This window comes from Pseudomonas sp. GW821-FHT02B10 (assembly GCF_059421865.1).
Genome location: NZ_JBWKVU010000002.1, coordinates 101079 through 120025 on the forward strand (window position 1 = coordinate 101079; position 18947 = coordinate 120025).

The window sequence follows — 18947 nt, forward strand, 5'->3', positions numbered from 1 at the left end:
GAAGGGAGTGACTGGATGAAGATCATCATCCTCGGAGCAGGGCAGGTGGGCGGCACGCTGGCAGAGCATCTGGCCAGCGAAGCCAACGACATCACGGTGGTCGACACCGACGGCGAACGCCTGCGCGATCTCGGCGACCGCCTGGACATTCGCACCGTACAGGGCCGCGGTTCGTTCCCCACGGTACTGCGCCAGGCCGGCGCCGACGATGCCGACATGCTGGTCGCGGTGACCAACAGCGACGAAACCAACATGGTCGCCTGCCAGGTCGCCCATACCCTGTTCCACACCCCGACCAAGATCGCCCGGGTCCGCGAGGCGGCCTACCTGACCCGCGCCGGTCTGTTCGACAACGAGGCGATTCCGGTCGACGTGCTGATCAGCCCGGAACAGGTGGTGACCAACTACATCAAGCGCCTGATCGAACACCCCGGCGCCCTGCAGGTGATCGACTTCGCCGAAGGCAAGGCCCAACTGGTGGCGGTCAGGGCCTATTACGGCGGGCCGCTGGTGGGGCAGCAACTGCGCCAGCTGCGCGAGCACATGCCCAACGTCGACACCCGCGTGGCGGCGATCTTCCGCCGTGACCGGCCGATCCTGCCCCAGGGCGATACGGTGATCGAGGCCGACGACGAAGTGTTCTTCATCGCCGCCAAGGCCAACATCCGCGCGGTGATGAGCGAGATGCGCCGCCTCGACGAATCCTACAAGCGCATCGTCATCGCCGGCGGCGGGCAGATCGGCGAACGCCTGGCCGAAGCCATCGAAAGCCGTTACCAGGTGAAGATCATCGAGATGAACCCGGCGCGTTGCCGCTACCTCTCGGACAACCTCGACAGCACCGTGGTCCTGCAAGGCAGCGCCTCGGACCGCGACCTGCTGATGGAAGAGAACATCGCCGACGCCGACATCTTCCTGGCCCTGACCAACGACGACGAGGCCAACATCATGTCCTCGCTCCTGGCCAAGCGCCTGGGGGCGAAGAAGGTGATGACCATCATCAACAACCCGGCCTATGTCGACCTGATCCAGGGCGGCGATATCGACATCGCCATCAGCCCGCAGCTGGCCACCATCGGTACCCTGCTGGCCCACGTGCGCCGTGGCGATATCGTCAGCGTGCACTCTCTGCGCCGTGGCGCGGCGGAAGCCATCGAGGCGATCGCCCATGGCGATGCCAAATCGAGCAAGGTGATCGGCCGCGCCATCGAGGACATCGCGCTGCCGCCAGGCACCACCATCGGCGCGATCATCCGCGACGAGGAAGTGCTGATCGCCCACGACGACACGGTGATCGAGGCCGGCGACCACGTGATTCTGTTCCTGGTGGATAAAAAACATATCCGCGATGTGGAGAAGCTGTTCCACGTGGGCTTGAGCTTCTTCTGATCCAACGCCGTCCTGTAGCCGCTGCCGCAGGCGGCGAACGCCCCGCAGGGGCGCGGCGATCTCCGGCCCGCAGAAGGTCCTCCGGACCTATCGCAGCCTGCGGCAGCGGCTACAAGAGTCCACAGGAGTGACAACGATGCTCGAATCCCTGGAAAAAATGCTCGCCAAGGGCATGGATAACTCGCTGCTGCGCTTCGGCCTGGGCAAGGGTTATCTGGATCTGCACGAATACGCCAAGGCCGCCGAGCACCTGCAACGCTGCGTCGGTTTCGACCCCAAGTATTCGGCGGCGTGGAAGCTGCTGGGCAAGGCCTATCAAGGCCTGGAGGACTATCCGGCGGCGCGCCAGGCCTGGGAGCAGGGCCTGGAAGCAGCCCGCGGGCATGGCGACAAGCAGGCGGAAAAGGAAATGACGGTGTTCCTCAAGAAGCTCGAGCGCCAGGGCAAAGGCGCACTGTAGCCGCTGCCGAGTGAGCGAGGCTGCGTACGAGGACGTAGTCCTCGCTAAACCTGAACACCGGGATTGTCAGGCGAATCGCAGCGCCTGGTCTTGCGACCGCTTCGCGGCCGATCGCAACCTCGCAAGCTCGGCAGCAGCTACAGAGGCGATGTCCGGACGCTTCACAGGTAACGCAGGCCGATGCCCTCGGCGTCCACCAGCACCACCTCCATCTTCACCCGCGGCGCGTTCATCGGCAGGCCTTGCACCTGGCCGTAGACCACCGCGCCCTTGGGCAGCGCCGCCAATGCCGGGTGCTTGACGTACACCCCGCTGGCGGACAGGTTGCGCGTCTGGCCCAGGCACTCGCCGAAGCTTTCGTGCTGGATCTTGATCCTCAGGGATTTGCGCGAATCGGGCATATGCTGTGCTCTGCTTCAGCCTTTGTGGATAACCTTGGCGAAAGGTTATCCACAGATCGTGCCAGGCGGTCAGTACCAGCGTTCTTCGCCGGGCGGACGTTTCTTGAAACGCTTCATGCTCCACATGTACTGGCTCGGATAAGCCCGCACATAGCGCTCGACCACCTGGCTCATCGCCGCGCAGGAGGTTTCGGTGTCGGTGCTGTACATCGCGTCCGGCGCGGCTTCGAGGATCACCTTGTAACCCGAACCGTCGGGCAGGCGCAGCGCGTGCAGGAACACCCCGACCGCCTTGCCGCCGGCGAGCATGTTCGGCACGAACTTGCTGGTCAGCGCCCGGGTGGCGAAGAAGGGCACGAAGATCCCGGCGGATTCGGCCGGTTCCGGGTCGGCGGGAATGCCCACCGCACCACCTTTGCGCACTTCCTTGATAACGCTGAGGATGCCTTCCTTGGTCGAAGCCGCCACCCGGTTGCCCAGCTGGACCCGCTGTTTGCGCAGCAGTTCGTCCACCGCCTTGAGCTTCGGCGGGCGGTAGAAAATGACCGGTTTGCACTGGCTGCAATAGAAGTGGTTGAGCACTTCCCAGTTGCCCAGGTGGCTGGTGATGCCGACCACGCCCTTGCCCGACGCCAGCGCTTCTTGCAGCACCTCGAGGCCCTCGACTTCACGCACCAGGGCGATCGAGCGCTCGGCCGGCCAGATCCAGGCGCAGGCGCTTTCAGTCAGGGACTTGCCGATGTCTTTCAGGCTCTGTCCCACTAAGCGCTCGCGTTCGGCGGCGTCCATCTGCGGAAAGCACTTGGCCAGGTTGATCCGCACCACATCGCGGGAACGGTTGGGGGTCTTCCACATGATCCAGCCGATGGCCGAACCGACCGCCTGCACCGCGCGCCAGGGCAGCAGGGCAAACAATCGCAGAGCGCCCACCAGCAGGGCGCCTTTAAACTTATCCACAGGTGACTCCTGATATCCGGGTCATGAACCTTGTCGCAAGCCGGTTATTCTAACCGGCCGTTTGTCAGGATGGCGTAGCGATCGCAGTCCCGAGTGTGATCCATGACCATGCCCGAAGCCTGCATCAGCGCATAACAGATGGTCGGCCCGACAAAGGTGAAGCCGGCCTTTTTCAAGCCGCGGCTCATCGCTTCGGCCTCTGGAGTCACCGCCGGAACCTCGCTGCGATCCTTGAAATGATTGATTTTCGGTACCCCGCCGACGAACGACCAGAGGAATTCCACCGGGTCTTCCAGCGCCATCCAGGCCTGGGCGTTGCGCCGGGCGGCAGCGAGTTTGAGACGGTTGCGGATGATTCCGGGATCAAGCATCAACTCGTCGATTTGTGCATCGCTCATCTGCGCCACGCGCTGCACATCGAAACCGAACAGTACCTGGCGATAACGCTCGCGCTTCTTCAGGACGGTGATCCAGGACAGGCCGGCCTGGAACCCTTCGAGCAATAACAACTCGAACAAACGCTGCGCGTCGCGTAGCGGCACGCCCCACTCCTGATCGTGGTACGCCATGTACAGGGGATCTTCGTTGCACCAAAAGCAGCGTGGCATAAGGCTCCAGTGGGCGTGCGCACAACTGAATCGGGTATACTCCCGCTCTTTAAATCGCAGCCCAAGTAACAGGTGAATTTCGTGAGCCAGCCTACGCCAGCCGTGCGTACCTTCCAAGACTTGATCCTCGCCCTCCAGCAATACTGGGCCGAGCAAGGTTGTGTGGTACTTCAGCCCTACGATATGGAAGTAGGCGCCGGCACTTTCCATACCGCCACGTTCCTGCGCGCCATCGGCCCGGAAACCTGGAACGCCGCTTATGTGCAGCCCAGTCGTCGCCCGACTGACGGCCGCTACGGCGAAAACCCGAACCGTCTGCAGCACTACTACCAGTTCCAGGTGGTCTTGAAGCCGAACCCGGAAAACTTCCAGGAGCTGTACCTGGGCTCGCTCAAGCACGTCGGCCTCGACCCGCTGGTGCACGACATCCGTTTTGTCGAAGACAACTGGGAATCGCCGACCCTCGGCGCCTGGGGCCTGGGCTGGGAAGTCTGGCTCAACGGCATGGAAGTGACCCAGTTCACCTACTTCCAGCAAGCCGGTGGCATCGAGTGCTACCCGGTGACCGGCGAGATCACCTACGGCCTGGAACGCCTGGCCATGTACCTGCAGGGCGTGGATTCGGTCTACGACCTGGTCTGGGCCGACGGCCCGTTCGGCAAGGTGACCTACGGCGACGTGTTCCACCAGAACGAAGTGGAGCAGTCGACCTACAACTTCGAACACGCCAACGTCGAGAAGCTGTTCGAACTGTTCGATTTCTATGAAAGCGAAGCCAAGCGCCTGATCGAGCTGGATCAGCCGCTGCCGTTGCCGAGCTATGAAATGGTCCTCAAGGCCTCGCACACCTTCAACCTGCTGGATGCCCGTCGCGCGATCTCCGTGACCGCGCGCCAGCAGTACATCCTGCGTGTGCGCACCCTGGCGCGTTCCGTCGCGCAAGCCTACCTGCTGGCCCGCGCCAAGCTGGGCTTCCCGATGGCAACCCCGGACCTGCGTGATGAAGTGTTGGCTAAGTTGGAGGCGGCACAATGAGTGCGCAAGATTTTCTGGTTGAACTGGGCACTGAAGAACTGCCACCCAAAGCCCTGAACACCCTGGCCGAAGCCTTCCTGGGCGGTATCGAAAAAGGCCTGCAGGCCGCCGGCCTGAACTTCGAGACCAAGCACGTCTACGCCGCACCACGCCGCCTAGCGGTGCTGATCAGCGGCCTGGCCACCCAGCAGCCGGATCGCAGCATCAACCTCGACGGCCCACCACGCCAGGCCGCCTTCGACGCCGAAGGCAACCCGACCCAGGCCGCCCTGGGCTTCGCCAAGAAATGTGGCGTGGACCTGAGCGAAATCGACCAGAGCGGGCCGAAGCTGCGCTACAGCCAGAGCATCAAGGGCAAGCCGACCGCCAGCCTGCTGCCGACCATCGTCGAAGACTCGCTGAACGACCTGCCGATTCCGAAACGCATGCGTTGGGCTGCGCGCAAGGAAGAGTTCGTGCGTCCGACCCAATGGCTGGTGATGCTGCTGGGTGACCAGGTCATCGACTGCACCATCCTCGCCCAGAAAGCCGGTCGCGACTCCCGTGGCCACCGCTTCCATCACCCGCAAAGCGTGCGCATCACCTCGCCGGCCAACTATCTGGACGACCTGCGCGCCGCCTACGTGCTGGCCGACGCCAACGAGCGTCGCGAGCTGATCAGCAAGCGCACCGAAGAACTGGCGCGCCTGCAGGAAGGCACCGCCATCGTTCCAGCCGATTTGCTGGACGAAGTGACCGCCCTGGTGGAATGGCCGGTGCCACTGGTGTGCTCGTTCGAGGAGCGTTTCCTCGAAGTGCCGCAGGAAGCCCTGATCACCACCATGCAGGACAACCAGAAATACTTCTGCCTGCTGGACGTCGACGGCAAGCTGCTGCCGCGTTTCATCACCGTGGCCAACATTGAAAGCAAGGACCCGCGCCAGATCATCGAAGGCAACGAGAAAGTCGTTCGCCCACGCCTGACCGACGCCGAGTTCTTCTTCAAGCAGGACAAGAAACAGAAGCTCGAAGACTTCAACCAGCGCCTGCAGAACGTGGTGTTCCAGGAGAAGCTGGGCAGCGTCTACGACAAGGCCGAGCGCGTCTCGAAACTGGCCGCGTTCATCGCCCCGCGCATCGGCGGCGACGCCCAGCGTGCCGCGCGTGCGGGCCTGCTGTCGAAGTGCGACCTGGCCACCGAAATGGTCGGCGAGTTCCCGGAAATGCAAGGCATCGCCGGTTACTACTACGCCCTCAATGACGGCGAACCGGAAGACGTCGCCCTGGCGCTGAACGAGCAATACATGCCGCGTGGCGCCGGCGCCGAGCTGCCAAGCACCGTCACCGGTGCCGCCGTGGCCATCGCCGACAAGCTCGACACCCTGGTCGGCATCTTCGGCATCGGCATGCTGCCAACCGGCAGCAAGGACCCGTACGCGCTGCGTCGTGCCGCGCTGGGCGTGCTGCGCATCCTGATCGACAAGAAGCTCGACCTGGACCTGACCGAAGCCGTGGCGTTCGCCGTCAGCGCCTTCGGCAGCAAGGTCAAGAGCGCCGGCCTGGCCGATCAGGTCCTGGAGTTCATCTTCGACCGTCTGCGTGCGCGTTACGAAGACGAAGGCGTGGATGTCGCCACCTACCTGTCGGTCCGTGCCCTGAAGCCGGGTTCGGCCCTGGACTTCGACCAGCGTGTGCAGGCCGTGCAGGCCTTCCGCAAGCTGCCGGAAGCCGCCGCATTGGCCGCGGTGAACAAGCGCGTCTCGAACCTGCTGAGCAAGGTCGAAGGCAGCGTGCCGACCACCGTGGAAGCCAAGTACTTCGACAACGCCAACGAGTTCTCCCTGTACTCGGCGATCCAGCAAGCGGACCAGGCCGTGCAGCCAATGGCCGCGGCGCGTCAGTACAGCGAGACCCTGGCCCGCCTGGCCGCCCTGCGCGAGCCGGTCGACGCCTTCTTCGAGAAGGTGATGGTCAACGCCGAAGACGCCAACGTGCGGGCCAACCGCTACGCGCTGCTGGCACGTCTGCGAGGTCTGTTCCTCGGTGTCGCCGACATCTCGTTGCTGGGGTAAGGCGTACGTGAAACTGCTGATTCTCGATCGGGACGGAGTGATCAATTACGACTCCGACGCTTACATCAAATCGGTGGAGGAGTGGATTCCGCTCCCCGGCTCGGTCGAAGCCATCGCGCAGTTGAGCAAGGCCGGCTGGACGGTAGCAGTCGCTACCAACCAGTCGGGCATCGCTCGCGGTTACTACGATGTCGCCACCCTCGACGCCATGCACGAGCGCCTGCGCGCTCTGGTGGCCGAGCAGGGCGGCGAACTCGGCCTCATCGTGTACTGCCCCCATGGCCCGGACGAAGGTTGCGCCTGCCGCAAACCCAAGCCCGGCATGTTGCAGACCATTGCCCGGCACTACGCAGTGGATCTGGCTGGTCTATGGTTTGTGGGCGACAGTCTCGGTGACCTGGAAGCCGCAAAAGCCGTCGACTCTCAGCCAGTTTTGGTAAAGACCGGGAAAGGCGAAAAGACCCTGGGGAAAACCCTACCGGTAGGCACCTTGATTTTTGACGACCTGGCGGCAGTTGCCGCTGAACTTATCCACAATTAGAGTCCTTCTGAGATCCTGACCAAGGATTGTTCGGGAGTGCGCTTTTTTAGAGGCGGGCAATGCCCGCAACGGTAAACGCCGCTATGTCGATCCTGCAGGCAATCAGAACCTTCTTCTTTTACCTGCTGCTGGGCACCAGTTCGTTGCTGTGGTGCTCCCTGAGCTTTTTTATCGCGCCCTTCCTGCCGTTCAAGGCGCGCTATCGCTTTATCAACGTCTATTGGTGCCGCTGCGCATTGTGGCTGACCAAGGTGTTTCTCAAGATCAACGTGGAAGTGAAGGGCGCGGAAAATATCCCCGAGCGTCCTTGCGTGATTGTCTCGAACCACCAGAGCACCTGGGAGACGTTCTTTCTCTCGGCCTATTTCGAACCGCTGAGCCAAGTGCTCAAGCGTGAACTGCTGTATGTGCCGTTCTTCGGCTGGGCCATGGCCATGCTGCGTCCGATCGCCATCGACCGTGACAATCCCAAGGCCGCGCTCAAGCAGGTCGCCAGCAAGGGCGACGAGCTGCTCAAGGACAATGTCTGGGTGTTGATCTTCCCGGAAGGCACCCGGGTGCCTTACGGCCAGATGGGCAAGTTCTCCCGCAGCGGCAGCGCCCTGGCGGTCAACGCCGACTTGCCGGTGCTGCCGGTAGCACACAACGCCGGCAAATACTGGCCGAAGACCGGCTGGCTCAGGCACCCCGGCACCATCACCGTGGTGATCGGTGCGCCGATGTACGCCGAAGGCTCCGGACCACGGGCCATCGCCGAGCTCAACGACCGGGTCGCGGCCTGGAATGAGCAGGCGCAGCGGGACATGGGTTCGCTGCCTCCGGTAGCCGCGGCTCCGGACAAAATGGCCATCTGAGTTTCTGTGGATAACCTGTGTACCGTTTTATTGGAAATCGCTATATAAAATCCGTAAATAGATGATTTATATACATATTTCCTAAACCCATAAAACACCGGAAAAGGTGCATAAGTTTTCTGGATACGAAAAAACCGGCCTGGAGCCGGTTTTTTTTCGCCTATCGATATTCAGTCCGTGAGCAGAGGTAATTGCAGGCTGAAGGTCGTCCCCTCGCCGACCACGCTACGGCAGACAATCCGCCCTTCATGCCGGTCGACCACCGCCTTGACCATCGACAACCCCAGCCCCAGGCCTTCGCAGCCCTGCGCCGAGGCGAAGCGCTGGTACTGCACGAACAACTGCGGCAGTTCATCGGCCGCAATGCCTTTGCCCTGGTCGGTGATATCGCAGGTCAGCCAGCCTTCCGTACACGCAACTTGCACCCGGACAGTCGAGCCCGACGGGCTGTACTTGATGGCGTTTTCCAGCAAGTTGAACAAGGCCCGGGTCAGCAGGGACTGATCGGCCAGCACCATGCCTTCGGCATCATCGTCGAGGTCATGCACCAGCTGGATGTTTTTCAGCTGGGCGATGGTCATGGCCTGGTCGAACGCGTCCAGCACCAGCATGGCGAACATGCTCGGCTGGAACTGATAGGCCTCGGACTCGGCCTTCGCCAGTTGTACGAAGGCTTCGGTGAGCCCCAGGGCGCGACGCACCTGGAGTTCGATCTGACTGTAGATCCGCGTGTCACCCGACGAGCCCTGGTGCCGCTGCACATCGAGCAAAGCCAGGATCGCCGAATGTGGCGCGCGCAGGTCATGGGACAGGAAGCGCAACAGGGTTGCCCGCTGCTGTTCGGCGTCCCGCTCGAGGCTCAGGTCAGTGAGGCTCAGCAGCCAGCCGATCGGCGTATCGCTGTCGATCGGCAGCAGGGGTGCCAGGTCCACGCGCAGGCTGCGCTGCTCGATATCGCGAAATTCCACAGGCTGCAGTTGCGACAGGGCAGGGCGTTGCTCGTCCTGCAAACCGGGATAACCCAGGCCGGCCAGCTGCCGGACCAGGTCCTCGCCGATCAGCGCGTTGCCGAACACTTCGCGAGCATTGCGGTTGGCCAGCAGCACGCGACCGTCCGGATCGCTGATCAGGGTGGCCACCGGCAGGTATTCCAGGCCATCGGCAATGAAGCGGCGGGTGTCGCGGGTGCGACTCAAGGCCTGTTCCAACGCCACGATCTGCCCCTGCAGCACATCCCCTGCGGGAGCCTGGGTGCGTCGGCGTTCGGGCAGCACCTTAGGCTCGCTGTCCAGGCGCGCCAGCTCCCAGCCGAAGTAGGCCAGGATCACGCTCAGGCGGCGCCAGTTCCAGATCAGGTACGCCAGCAGCATCCCCAACAGGCTGGCCACCGGCGGCCACCACAGCCCCAGGCGCAGCAGCCCGGCCGAACCGAGCAGGGCAGCCGCCATGCAGGCCAGGGTCAGCCACAACGCATGCCGCGGCCGCACCAGCAGCAATCCCAGCAAGGCTGCCACCAGCAGCACCGACAGCGCCGCGACCGGCCATTGCCCGAGGGCGACAATGGTGCGCTGCTGCAACAAGCCATTGAGCAGGTTGGCCTGGATCTCGATACCTGGGGTGGTGCCGACACTGGCCGACTGCGGGGTGACATAGCGGTCACCCAGGCCGGGCGCGGTGGTGCCGATCAGGATCAGCTTGTCGCGCAACAGCTCCGGCGGGACTTCGCCGCGCAATACGCTGACATAGGGAACACTGGGGAAACCGGCATGGGGACTGATGAAGGGGATGCGTACTGGGTTGCTGCGCAGCCAGCCCTGGGCGATCTGCGCGGTGTCCGAACCGGGCATCGACAGGGCAGTGCCCGGGTATGCCTGTTGATAAAGCAGCCAGGCCAGTTGCGCCTTCGGTGCCTGCGGTGGGCCTTCGCGCAGATAGACGCTGCGAACCGTGCCATCGGCGTCGGCCTCGGCATTGATATGGCCGACCGCCTTGGCGCACTGACTCAACGCCGGCACCGGTTCGATCTCGCCCAGCGGCTGGCCGTAGCGGGCCACGCTCTCGCGCAGCAGGGGCAGGAATACCTTGCCCTCGCGGCAGACCGCCTGGGCCAGTCGTTGATCGTTTTCGGGAACGCTGTCGGGTTCGCTGAAGATCACGTCGAACAACACACCCTGGACCTTGGCCGCCGTCAGCCGATCCAGCAGGTCGGCGTGCAGGGTACGCGGCCAGGGCCACTGGCCCAGCTGCTGCAGGCTGTAGTCGTCGATGGTGATCAGCAGCAACCGCGAATCGACCGGCAGCGGGCTGAGCCGCCGCAGGTTGTCATACAGCAGGTTATTCAGCGCCAGCCCGTGGCTCAACGACAGCAGGGCGGTCAAGGGCAACAGGATCAGGCTGACCCATGCCCATTCCCGCACCAGACCGCCAAACAGTCGCTGGGCTTGCGTCGGCTCCCGGCCCTCGGGTCGGCGCCAGCGCCTCACCGACAAACCGCCGCGCACTTACTGAACACGCGTGGTCCTGGGGTAATAGAAGATGTCATAGACGCCCGTCTCTCCTTCGAGTCCGTGCTCATCGAAAGCAGAAAGGCGGACATGATAAAAAAACGCTTCCAGGCCGCTGAAGTTGACTTCCGGCGTGCTGGAGAACTGTTCCTGCTTGATATTGAGGAAACTTTTGTCAGTCGCCACCTGGGCCCGGTAACGCTTGGCGCCCGGCAAGGGCTTCATGATCAGTTGCCAGACCGGCAGATCGCCCGTCTGGCCCGCCTGGCCCATCAGTTGCGGCGCGGGTAACAGATCGACTGGCTTCAGCGGGCCTTCTTTCTGGATGCGCAAACCCTGGCGAGCCATGACCTGGACTTCACCGGGAACCGGCCCGACCGGTTTATCCACAGGGCGCTTCTTGCCCTTGGTCTTTTTCGGCGCTTCGTCGTCTTCGCGGTTGACCGCTACCTGGCCGTTGAGCACTTCCACCAGCGACAGCTGATCGTCGTTACGCACCCGGAAGTGCGTGCCGCGTACGCCCAGCACGCCGATCGGCGTGACGATCTGGAAACGGTCGTAATCGCTCGGGCGCTTGATGACATAGGATTCGATCTGCCCCTGCTCGAGCGCGACCTGGGGGATCGCATGTTCTTCGTTCAGGTGCAGGGTGATCTGGGAACTGGAGGGCAGTACCACCAGCGAACCATCGCCCAGGGACAGGCTGACGAATGCCGAAGGCGAGGTCTTCACCCCTTCGAGTTCATCGACGCTCATACCTTCTTCCAGGGGCACCTGGTTGCCCTTGGCATCCAGCTTCCAGGCTTCGCCCGTGAGGTGCTCGACCGTCGCCGGCAACGGCTGGCCACGGCATTGCTGGTTTTCATCGATATAGGGAGGGCGCTTGGGTGCTGCAACGGCAGCCTGCACCGTGGAAAAGGCCAGTGCGCTACCGAGAAGAAACGACACGAGCATGGCCCGGTGGCGGATGTGCAAGGAGGTCATGGGTTCATAGGTCCGTAGTCGCGCTCTTCTGAAGTCCGTGCCATTAGAACTGCATTGTTAGCGTTCTGACCATACCTCTCGAACCAAGGCCGGCCAGGGTCATTCCCTTACGGGACAAACAGCACAACCGCTGGAGAGCGGCTGCGCTGTTTGGCTCCATGCCGGCCGGATGCGAATCGGCGCATCCGGCCGCACAGGTCAGTCCCGCTCGATGGAGATCAACCGATAGGCCAGGGCTCCCAGCCCTGCGCCCAACAGAGGTGCTACCCAGAACAGCCACAGCTGGGACACTGCCCACTCACCGGCGAAGAAAGCTACCGCGGTGCTGCGGGCCGGGTTGACCGAGGTATTGGTGACCGGAATGCTGATCAGGTGGATCAGGGTCAGCGTCAGGCCAATGGCAATCGGCGCAAAACCGGCTGGAGCACGCTTGGCGGTGGCACCCAGGATGATCAGGAGGAACATCGCCGTGAGCACAACTTCGGTCAACAGCGCAGCAAACATCGAGTAGCCACCAGGCGAGTGCTCACCATAGCCATTGGCCGCGAAGCCCGCCGACGCGTCGAAACCGACCTTGCCGGAAGCGATCAGGAACAGCACGCCACCCGCGGCGAGTCCGCCGAGAACCTGGGCGACAATATAAGGCAGCAGCCGGCTACCCGGGAAACGCCCACTCAACCACAGGCCAACCGAGACCGCGGGGTTGAGGTGAGCCCCGGAAATCGGACCCAATGCGTAAGCCATGGTCAGGACGCTCAGGCCAAAGGCCAGGGCTACCCCCAGATAACCGATCCCGAACTGCGGAACGCCGGCCGCCAGCACGGCGCTCCCGCACCCGCCCAGGACCAACCAGAACGTACCGAAAAACTCAGCGCCGAATGTCTTCATCAGAGGCCTTCACAGATAAAAAATGAGGAGTTGTTTGTTGGCTGGCGGCGCCGTGGGGCCGCGCGGGAGAGGAGGGATGACACATCCCTGTGTCGAAGCATTACGTCCTGAGGAGGCACTCCCTGTATTCCCCTGTACTGCAAATCGAGGCCAAGCCTCGGTCTGACGCCCGCCAATCCGGCGGTTGACACTCCCTGTGTCGGAGCACTTCCGAATGCCCCTGTGTGCCACTCAGCGACTACGAATTTACCGGCATGCCGTGGAGGCCGGGCCGGTTTGCAATATTTGTTCAGAATTGTCTGATCTAGAACACCCAACGCTGCTGCTCCTGATAGACCATAGGCTGGGTCATCTGTGGCGCGCTGATCGGGGCGAATCCCTGGGAATCGCTGAACCCGATAGTGGTTACGGATGGGCTGAAATAGCGCTGCACCGGCAGGGCGTAGTCCGAAGACGGCAGCGCAGGCTGCTCCGCGGTTGAACCCAGGCTCAGGCAAGCCGCGAGCATCAGTGTGATAAATCGAGCCAGGTCCGCTGCCCGCGCAATGCCTGCGTAGAGCAACCGCCCCTTCCCCAGGATGTTTCCCATAGTCCTTTTCCTTGCACGTTCGAGCCGGTATCGTTCTGCAATGAATGCAGGCCGGATGGACAGTGCTCCTGTCAGCTACCGGCTATATGACATCAGCGTACCGAGCAAAGGTATGAACCAGAGCAATTCGCCACAATTGTTCAGATTCGTCTGATCAGCCTAAACTCAGCGCCAGGTAAGGCCTCAAATAAAGCAATCAGCATTCTCTCGCGATAAAAGGAACTGCCCCGCATGCGTGTCGCAATACTGGATGACGAACCCGCCGAACTGGCGCGGGTGGAACAGACACTGCGACAGATCCCCGGCCCCGGGGAACAGCCATGGACGCTGCACAGCTTCGAGCGTGGCGAGGACCTGCTGCGGCAGCTGCGGCGCGAAACCTTCGACCTGCTGATTCTCGACTGGCAGCTGCCAGACCTCAGCGGACTGTCGTTGCTGCGCTGGACCCGTGAACACATGGAGGCGCCACCGGCGGCCATCATGCTCACCAGCCGCGATGCCGAGAGCGATATCGTCCAGGCCCTGAACACCGGTGCCGACGACTATGTGAGCAAACCTTTCCGCCCCAACGAACTCAAGGCACGGGTGACCGCTGTCCTGCGGCGTCACGGCTTGCAGCGATCGGCAGCCGTCGAGGTGCAAACCTTCAACGACCTGGCCTTCGATGACGCCGAGCTGACCGTGACCCGAGCCGGCAACCCGATCAGCCTCACCGAACGCGAGTACCGCCTGGCCCGCTGCCTGTTCGCCAACCTGGGTCGGCCGTTATCCCGGGAGTACCTTTACGAACGCTTCTGGACCCATGAGGAAATCGTCTCCTCCCGTCCCCTGGACACTCACATCTACCGCTTGCGCAACAAGCTGGGGTTGACCGCGGATCGTGGCTGGCAGCTGCTGACCATCTATGGCTACGGCTATCGCCTGGAAAGTGTTTCGGCGGCGGAGTAGGGCGACCCTTTTAGCCGGGCAATAAAAAAGGCCAACGCTGAGCGTTGGCCTTTTTTATTTCGGCGATGCAACCCGGATCAGAAGTCCAGATTGGATACCGCCAGGGCGTTGCTTTCGATGAAGTCACGACGAGGCTCGACCGCATCACCCATCAGGGTGTTGAAGATTTGGTCGGCGCCGATGGCGTCTTCAATGGTGACCTTGAGCATGCGGCGCACGCTTGGGTCCATGGTGGTTTCCCACAGCTGATCCGGGTTCATCTCACCCAGACCTTTGTATCGCTGGATGGTGTGGCGCTTGGTGCTTTCGGTCATCAGCCAGTCCAGGGCTTCCTTGAACTCGGTCACCGCCTTCTTGCGCTCGCCGCGCTGAATATAAGCGCCTTCGTCCAGCAGGGAGCTCAGTTGAGCGCCGAGGGTGACGACGGTCTTGTAGTCATTACTGCCGAAGAAATCGCGGTTGAAGGTAACGTAGTTCGACAGGCCGTGGGAGATCAGTTCGACCTCTGGCAGCCACACATTACGTTCACGGTCTTCACGCAGGCTGGCCTTGTAGACCAGGCCGGACTTCTCGACGGTGCGCAGGCGGACTTCATACTGGGCCAGCCAATCCTGCATCGCCGCGTGATCGGAGAGTTGCTCCAGGCTCACGGCCGGCAGGTAGATGAAGTGCTCGGTCAGCTCTTGAGGGTACAGGCGCGACAGACGCTTAAGGGTCTTCATGACCATGCGGAAGTCGTTCACCAGGCGCTCCAGCGCCTCGCCGGAAATACCCGGTGCTTCTTCGTTCAGGTGCAGGCTCGCATCTTCCAGGGCCGACTGCGTCATGTACTCTTCCATGGCGTCGTCGTCTTTGATGTATTGCTCTTGCTTGCCTTTCTTGACCTTGTACAGCGGCGGTTGAGCGATGTAGATGTAGCCACGCTCGATCAGCTCCGGCAACTGACGGAAGAAGAAGGTCAGGAGCAGGGTACGGATGTGCGAACCGTCGACGTCGGCGTCGGTCATGATGATGATGTTGTGATAACGCAGCTTGTCGATGTTGTACTCTTCACGGCCGATGCCGCAACCGAGTGCAGTGATCAAGGTGCCGACCTCTTGCGAGGAAATCATCTTGTCGAAGCGCGCTTTCTCGACGTTGAGGATCTTGCCCTTGAGCGGCAGGATCGCCTGGGTCTTACGGTTGCGTCCCTGCTTGGCGGAGCCGCCAGCAGAGTCACCTTCCACCAGGTAGAGTTCGGAAAGGGCAGGGTCTTTTTCCTGGCAGTCCGCCAGTTTGCCCGGCAGGCCGGCGATATCCAGCGCGCCTTTACGACGGGTCATCTCACGGGCTTTACGCGCCGCTTCACGGGCACGGGCGGCGTCGAGCATCTTGCCGACCACCAGCTTGGCTTCGTTCGGGTTTTCCAGCAGGAAGTCGGAGAAGTACTTGCCCATTTCCTGTTCGACCGCGGTCTTCACTTCGGAAGACACCAGCTTGTCTTTGGTCTGGGAGCTGAACTTCGGATCCGGCACCTTGACCGAAATGATCGCGGTCAGGCCTTCGCGGGCATCGTCACCGGTGGTGGCGACCTTGTGCTTCTTCGCCAGGCCTTCTTGTTCGATGTAGTTGTTCAGGTTACGCGTCAGCGCCGAACGGAAGCCCACCAGGTGGGTGCCACCGTCGCGCTGCGGAATGTTGTTGGTGAAGCACTGCAGGTTTTCGTTGAAGCTGTCGTTCCACTGCAGGGCGATTTCCACGCCAATGCCGTCTTCACGCTGCACATTGAAGTGGAACACCTGGTTGACCGCAGTCTTGTTGGTGTTCAGGTATTCAACGAACGCACGCAAGCCGCCTTCGTACTTGAACAGTTCTTCCTTGCCGCTGCGCTCGTCCTTCAGAACGATACCGACACCGGAGTTGAGGAAGGACAGTTCACGAATCCGCTTGGCCAGGATGTCCCAGCTGAAGTGGATGTTCTTGAAGGTCTCGCTGGAAGCCTTGAAGTGAATCTGGGTACCGGTGGTTTCGCTGTCACCGACGATCGCCATAGGCGCCTGAGGCACACCGTGAACGTAGGTCTGTTCCCAGATCTTGCCACTGCGGCGAACGGTCAGGACCAGTTCTTCGGACAGGGCGTTTACTACCGACACACCCACACCGTGCAGACCGCCGGATACTTTGTAGGAGTTATCGTCGAACTTACCGCCGGCGTGCAGCACAGTCATGATGACCTCGGCTGCGGAAACGCCTTCTTCTTTATGCACGTCTACCGGGATGCCGCGACCGTTGTCACGCACGGTAATGGATTCGTCCGGGTGGATGATGATGCTGATGTCGTCGCAATGGCCGGCCAGAGCTTCGTCGATCGAGTTATCGACCACCTCGAACACCATATGGTGCAGACCGCTGCCATCGTCGGTGTCACCAATGTACATACCGGGACGTTTGCGTACGGCATCCAAACCTTTCAGCACTTTAATGCTGCTCGAGTCGTACGTGTTTTCTTCGCTCATGCCTTCACTCCCGATGGTCGTGGGTCTGGGTGATACGGCCCTGTTCCACGTGGAACAGGGCAACTGGCGTTTCCGTCTGCCAGCCTTCCCTCAATAATTCGTGGTCTACACAGGTGATGAACACCTGGCAGCGTAAGTCTTCCAACAAGCGACAAAGTGCGCGGCGATGCTGCTCATCCAGTTCGGACGGCAAGTCATCCACCAGATAAATACATTGACCGCGCCGGGCCTGGCTGACCAGGTGCCCCTGGGCGATCCGCAAGGCACAGACCACCAACTTCTGCTGACCGCGGGACAAGATGTCCGCAGCGTTGTGTGCGCCCAATCTGAGACGCAAATCAGCACGTTGGGGGCCGGCCTGGGTATGACCCATTTGCTGATCACGATGGAGGGAGGTCGCGAGCACTGCACTGAGCTCTCGCTCTTTATCCCAACCACGGTAATAGCTAAGCGTTAAGCCCTCGAGCTCTACCAGCTCGCTCAAGGTCCGCTCAAAGACTGGTTTCAAGGCTTTGATATAAGCGCGGCGGTATTCATCAATTTCAGCGCTGGCCTGACACAGTTCCCTGTCCCAGGCTGCTTGCGAAGCGGCGTCAAGTGTACCATGCCGCAGCCATGAGTTCCGCTGCCGCAGGGCCTTCTGCAAGCGCTGCCAGGTTGACATGAAGCGGGGTTCCACGTGGAACACGCCCCAATCAAGGAACTGGCGCCTGATTTTCGGAGCACCTTCCAGCAGGCGGAAACTGTCCGGGTTGATCAACTGCAGGGGCAGGATCTCCGCCAGTTGCGCCGCGCTGCGGGCGTTCTGCCCGTCGATACGGATCTGGAATTCACCCTGCCGGTCGCGAGATATCCCCAGGCTGCTGTGTCCTCCTTCCGCCAGCTCGACCTGACCGAACACCGTACAGGCGAGTTTCTCGTACTGGATCACCGGCAATAAACGAGCACTGCGAAACGAGCGAGCAAGCCCCAGCAAGTGGATGGCTTCCAGCACGCTGGTTTTGCCACTGCCGTTGGCGCCGTAGAGGAGATTGATGCGGGGAGAGGGGGAGAAGGTCACCGGGTGCAGATTGCGCACCGCGGTGACCGAGACGCGACTGAGGGACATCTAGCTTCTGCTGAGCATGATTACAGGCGCATCGGCATGACAACGTAGGCCGAGTCGTCGTTGTCGGACTCCTGTACCAGCGCACTGCTGTTGGAATCGGACAGGATCAGGCGTACTTGTTCGGTGGTCATCACGCCCAACACGTCGAGCAGGTAGCTCACGTTGAAGCCGATCTCCAGCGAACCGCCGTTGTATTCCACGCCTACTTCTTCTTCCGCCTCTTCCTGCTCCGGGTTGTTCGCCTGGATTTTCAGCTGACCATTGGCCAGTTGCAGACGGATACCGCGGTACTTCTCGTTGGACAGAATCGCGGTACGGCTGAAGGCCTCCCGCAGCGCCTGACGGTCGCCCAGTACCAGCTTGTCACCGCCCTTAGGCAGCACACGCTCGTAGTCCGGGAACTTGCCGTCGACCAGCTTGGAGGTGAAGGTGAACTCGCCGGTGGTAGCACGGATATGGTGCTGACCCAGCACGATGCTGACGATGCCATCCGGCTCGGTGAGCAGGCGGGCCAGTTCCAGGATACCTTTGCGCGGCACGATCACCTGGTGGCGATCCGGCTGACCGATATCGGCCTGCATCGAGCACATAGCCAGACGGTGACCGTCGGTGGCCACGGCGCGGATGATACCGGCGGAGACCTCCAGCAACATGCCGTTGAGGTAATAACGCACGTCCTGTTGGGCCATGGCGAAGCTGGTGCGCTCGATCAGGCGGCGCAGCTTGCTCTGTTCCAGCTGGCAGGTCAGCGAGCCCGGGCCTTCTTCCACGGTCGGGAAGTCGTTGGCCGGCAAGGTGGACAGGGTAAAGCGGCTACGGCCAGCCTTGACCACCAGCTTCTGCTCGTCGACCTTGATGTCGATCAGCGCATCGTTCGGCAGGCTCTTGCAGATGTCCATCAGCTTACGCGCCGGGACAGTGATTTCGCCTGGCTCCGCCGGCTCTTCCAACTGCACGCGACCGACCAGCTCGACTTCCAGGTCGGTACCGGTCAGCGACAGTTGCTGGCCTTCGACAACCAACAGCACGTTGGAAAGTACCGGCAAGGTCTGACGACGTTCGACGACGCCGGCGACCAGTTGCAGGGGTTTCAACAGGGCTTCGCGTTGAATGGTGAAATGCATGGTCTAGTCCC

At 61.8% G+C, this 18947-nt stretch carries 17 protein-coding genes; 7 read left to right on the forward strand and 10 right to left on the reverse strand.

Annotated elements, in window-relative coordinates:
- Window positions 1–15 precede the first annotated feature (15 nt).
- Together trkA and AC07VU_RS04285 are read left to right on the forward strand one after the other, a co-directional pair.
- Window positions 16–1389 (forward strand): Trk system potassium transporter TrkA, encoded by a 1374-nt coding sequence (gene trkA, locus AC07VU_RS04280; protein ID WP_007932603.1) that lies wholly within the window; start codon window positions 16–18, stop codon window positions 1387–1389.
- Window positions 1390–1525: 136 nt separating this feature from the next.
- The gene (locus tag AC07VU_RS04285; RefSeq protein WP_277589908.1) at window positions 1526–1849 is read left to right on the forward strand and encodes a tetratricopeptide repeat protein; all 324 of its coding nucleotides are present in this window, start codon (window positions 1526–1528) and stop codon (window positions 1847–1849) included.
- A gap of 161 nt (window positions 1850–2010) precedes the next feature.
- Here AC07VU_RS04285 and AC07VU_RS04290 read toward each other — a convergent pair whose 3' ends face one another.
- From AC07VU_RS04290 to tag, 3 genes are all read right to left on the reverse strand, one after another.
- Window positions 2011–2250: a pilus protein PilZ gene (locus AC07VU_RS04290; RefSeq protein ID WP_009041477.1), complete on the reverse strand. Its 240-nt coding sequence runs from the start codon at window positions 2248–2250 to the stop codon at window positions 2011–2013.
- 69 nt (window positions 2251–2319) lie between these two features.
- A complete protein-coding gene (locus tag AC07VU_RS04295; RefSeq protein WP_277589907.1) occupies window positions 2320–3207 on the reverse strand; it encodes a lysophospholipid acyltransferase in 888 nt (295 codons plus the stop codon).
- A 44-nt stretch (window positions 3208–3251) separates the two neighbouring features.
- On the reverse strand, window positions 3252–3815 hold the full coding sequence (gene tag / locus AC07VU_RS04300; RefSeq protein WP_053263218.1) for a DNA-3-methyladenine glycosylase I: 564 nt from the start codon (window positions 3813–3815) through the stop codon (window positions 3252–3254).
- Between the two features lie 81 nt (window positions 3816–3896).
- Here tag and glyQ point away from each other — a divergent pair, with 81 nt between their 5' ends.
- From glyQ to AC07VU_RS04320, 4 genes are all read left to right on the forward strand, one after another.
- Window positions 3897–4850 carry a glycine--tRNA ligase subunit alpha gene (gene glyQ, locus AC07VU_RS04305; RefSeq protein WP_003177094.1) on the forward strand — a complete coding sequence of 318 codons (954 nt, stop codon included), beginning with the start codon at window positions 3897–3899 and terminating at the stop codon, window positions 4848–4850.
- A complete protein-coding gene (glyS, locus tag AC07VU_RS04310) occupies window positions 4847–6901 on the forward strand; it encodes a glycine--tRNA ligase subunit beta (RefSeq protein WP_007921024.1) in 2055 nt (684 codons plus the stop codon). The genes glyQ and glyS overlap by 4 nt, the downstream gene beginning before the upstream one ends.
- 7 nt (window positions 6902–6908) lie before the next feature.
- Window positions 6909–7442, forward strand: coding sequence for a D-glycero-beta-D-manno-heptose 1,7-bisphosphate 7-phosphatase (gmhB, locus tag AC07VU_RS04315; RefSeq protein ID WP_009041473.1), 534 nt, complete (start codon window positions 6909–6911; stop codon window positions 7440–7442).
- Window positions 7443–7525: 83 nt separating this feature from the next.
- A complete protein-coding gene (locus tag AC07VU_RS04320) occupies window positions 7526–8296 on the forward strand; it encodes a lysophospholipid acyltransferase family protein (RefSeq protein ID WP_053263217.1) in 771 nt (256 codons plus the stop codon).
- Window positions 8297–8466: 170 nt separating this feature from the next.
- On the opposite strand, the gene AC07VU_RS04325 is transcribed toward AC07VU_RS04320, so the two are convergent.
- From AC07VU_RS04325 to AC07VU_RS04340, 4 genes are all read right to left on the reverse strand, one after another.
- Window positions 8467–10779: a CHASE2 domain-containing protein gene (locus tag AC07VU_RS04325; RefSeq protein ID WP_422121746.1), complete on the reverse strand. Its 2313-nt coding sequence runs from the start codon at window positions 10777–10779 to the stop codon at window positions 8467–8469.
- A gap of 18 nt (window positions 10780–10797) precedes the next feature.
- A complete protein-coding gene (locus AC07VU_RS04330) occupies window positions 10798–11784 on the reverse strand; it encodes a FecR family protein (protein WP_053263216.1) in 987 nt (328 codons plus the stop codon).
- A gap of 198 nt (window positions 11785–11982) precedes the next feature.
- On the reverse strand, window positions 11983–12672 hold the full coding sequence (gene aqpZ / locus AC07VU_RS04335) for an aquaporin Z (protein ID WP_007921032.1): 690 nt from the start codon (window positions 12670–12672) through the stop codon (window positions 11983–11985).
- A 304-nt stretch (window positions 12673–12976) separates the two neighbouring features.
- On the reverse strand, window positions 12977–13261 hold the full coding sequence (locus AC07VU_RS04340) for a hypothetical protein (RefSeq protein ID WP_274305117.1): 285 nt from the start codon (window positions 13259–13261) through the stop codon (window positions 12977–12979).
- Between the two features lie 231 nt (window positions 13262–13492).
- Between AC07VU_RS04340 and AC07VU_RS04345 the strand changes: the two genes are divergently transcribed.
- A complete protein-coding gene (locus tag AC07VU_RS04345; RefSeq protein ID WP_009041468.1) occupies window positions 13493–14209 on the forward strand; it encodes a response regulator transcription factor in 717 nt (238 codons plus the stop codon).
- Window positions 14210–14286: 77 nt separating this feature from the next.
- On the opposite strand, the gene gyrB is transcribed toward AC07VU_RS04345, so the two are convergent.
- Genes gyrB through dnaN form a run of 3 tightly spaced genes read right to left on the reverse strand, consistent with a single transcriptional unit; the run spans window position 14287 to window position 18936 of the window.
- The gene (gene gyrB, locus AC07VU_RS04350) at window positions 14287–16704 is read right to left on the reverse strand and encodes a DNA topoisomerase (ATP-hydrolyzing) subunit B (RefSeq protein ID WP_007924471.1); all 2418 of its coding nucleotides are present in this window, start codon (window positions 16702–16704) and stop codon (window positions 14287–14289) included.
- Window positions 16705–16708: 4 nt separating this feature from the next.
- Window positions 16709–17812, reverse strand: coding sequence for a DNA replication/repair protein RecF (gene recF / locus AC07VU_RS04355; RefSeq protein ID WP_123572349.1), 1104 nt, complete (start codon window positions 17810–17812; stop codon window positions 16709–16711).
- Window positions 17813–17832: 20 nt separating this feature from the next.
- Window positions 17833–18936: a DNA polymerase III subunit beta gene (dnaN, locus tag AC07VU_RS04360; RefSeq protein ID WP_007924473.1), complete on the reverse strand. Its 1104-nt coding sequence runs from the start codon at window positions 18934–18936 to the stop codon at window positions 17833–17835.
- Window positions 18937–18947 lie beyond the last annotated feature (11 nt).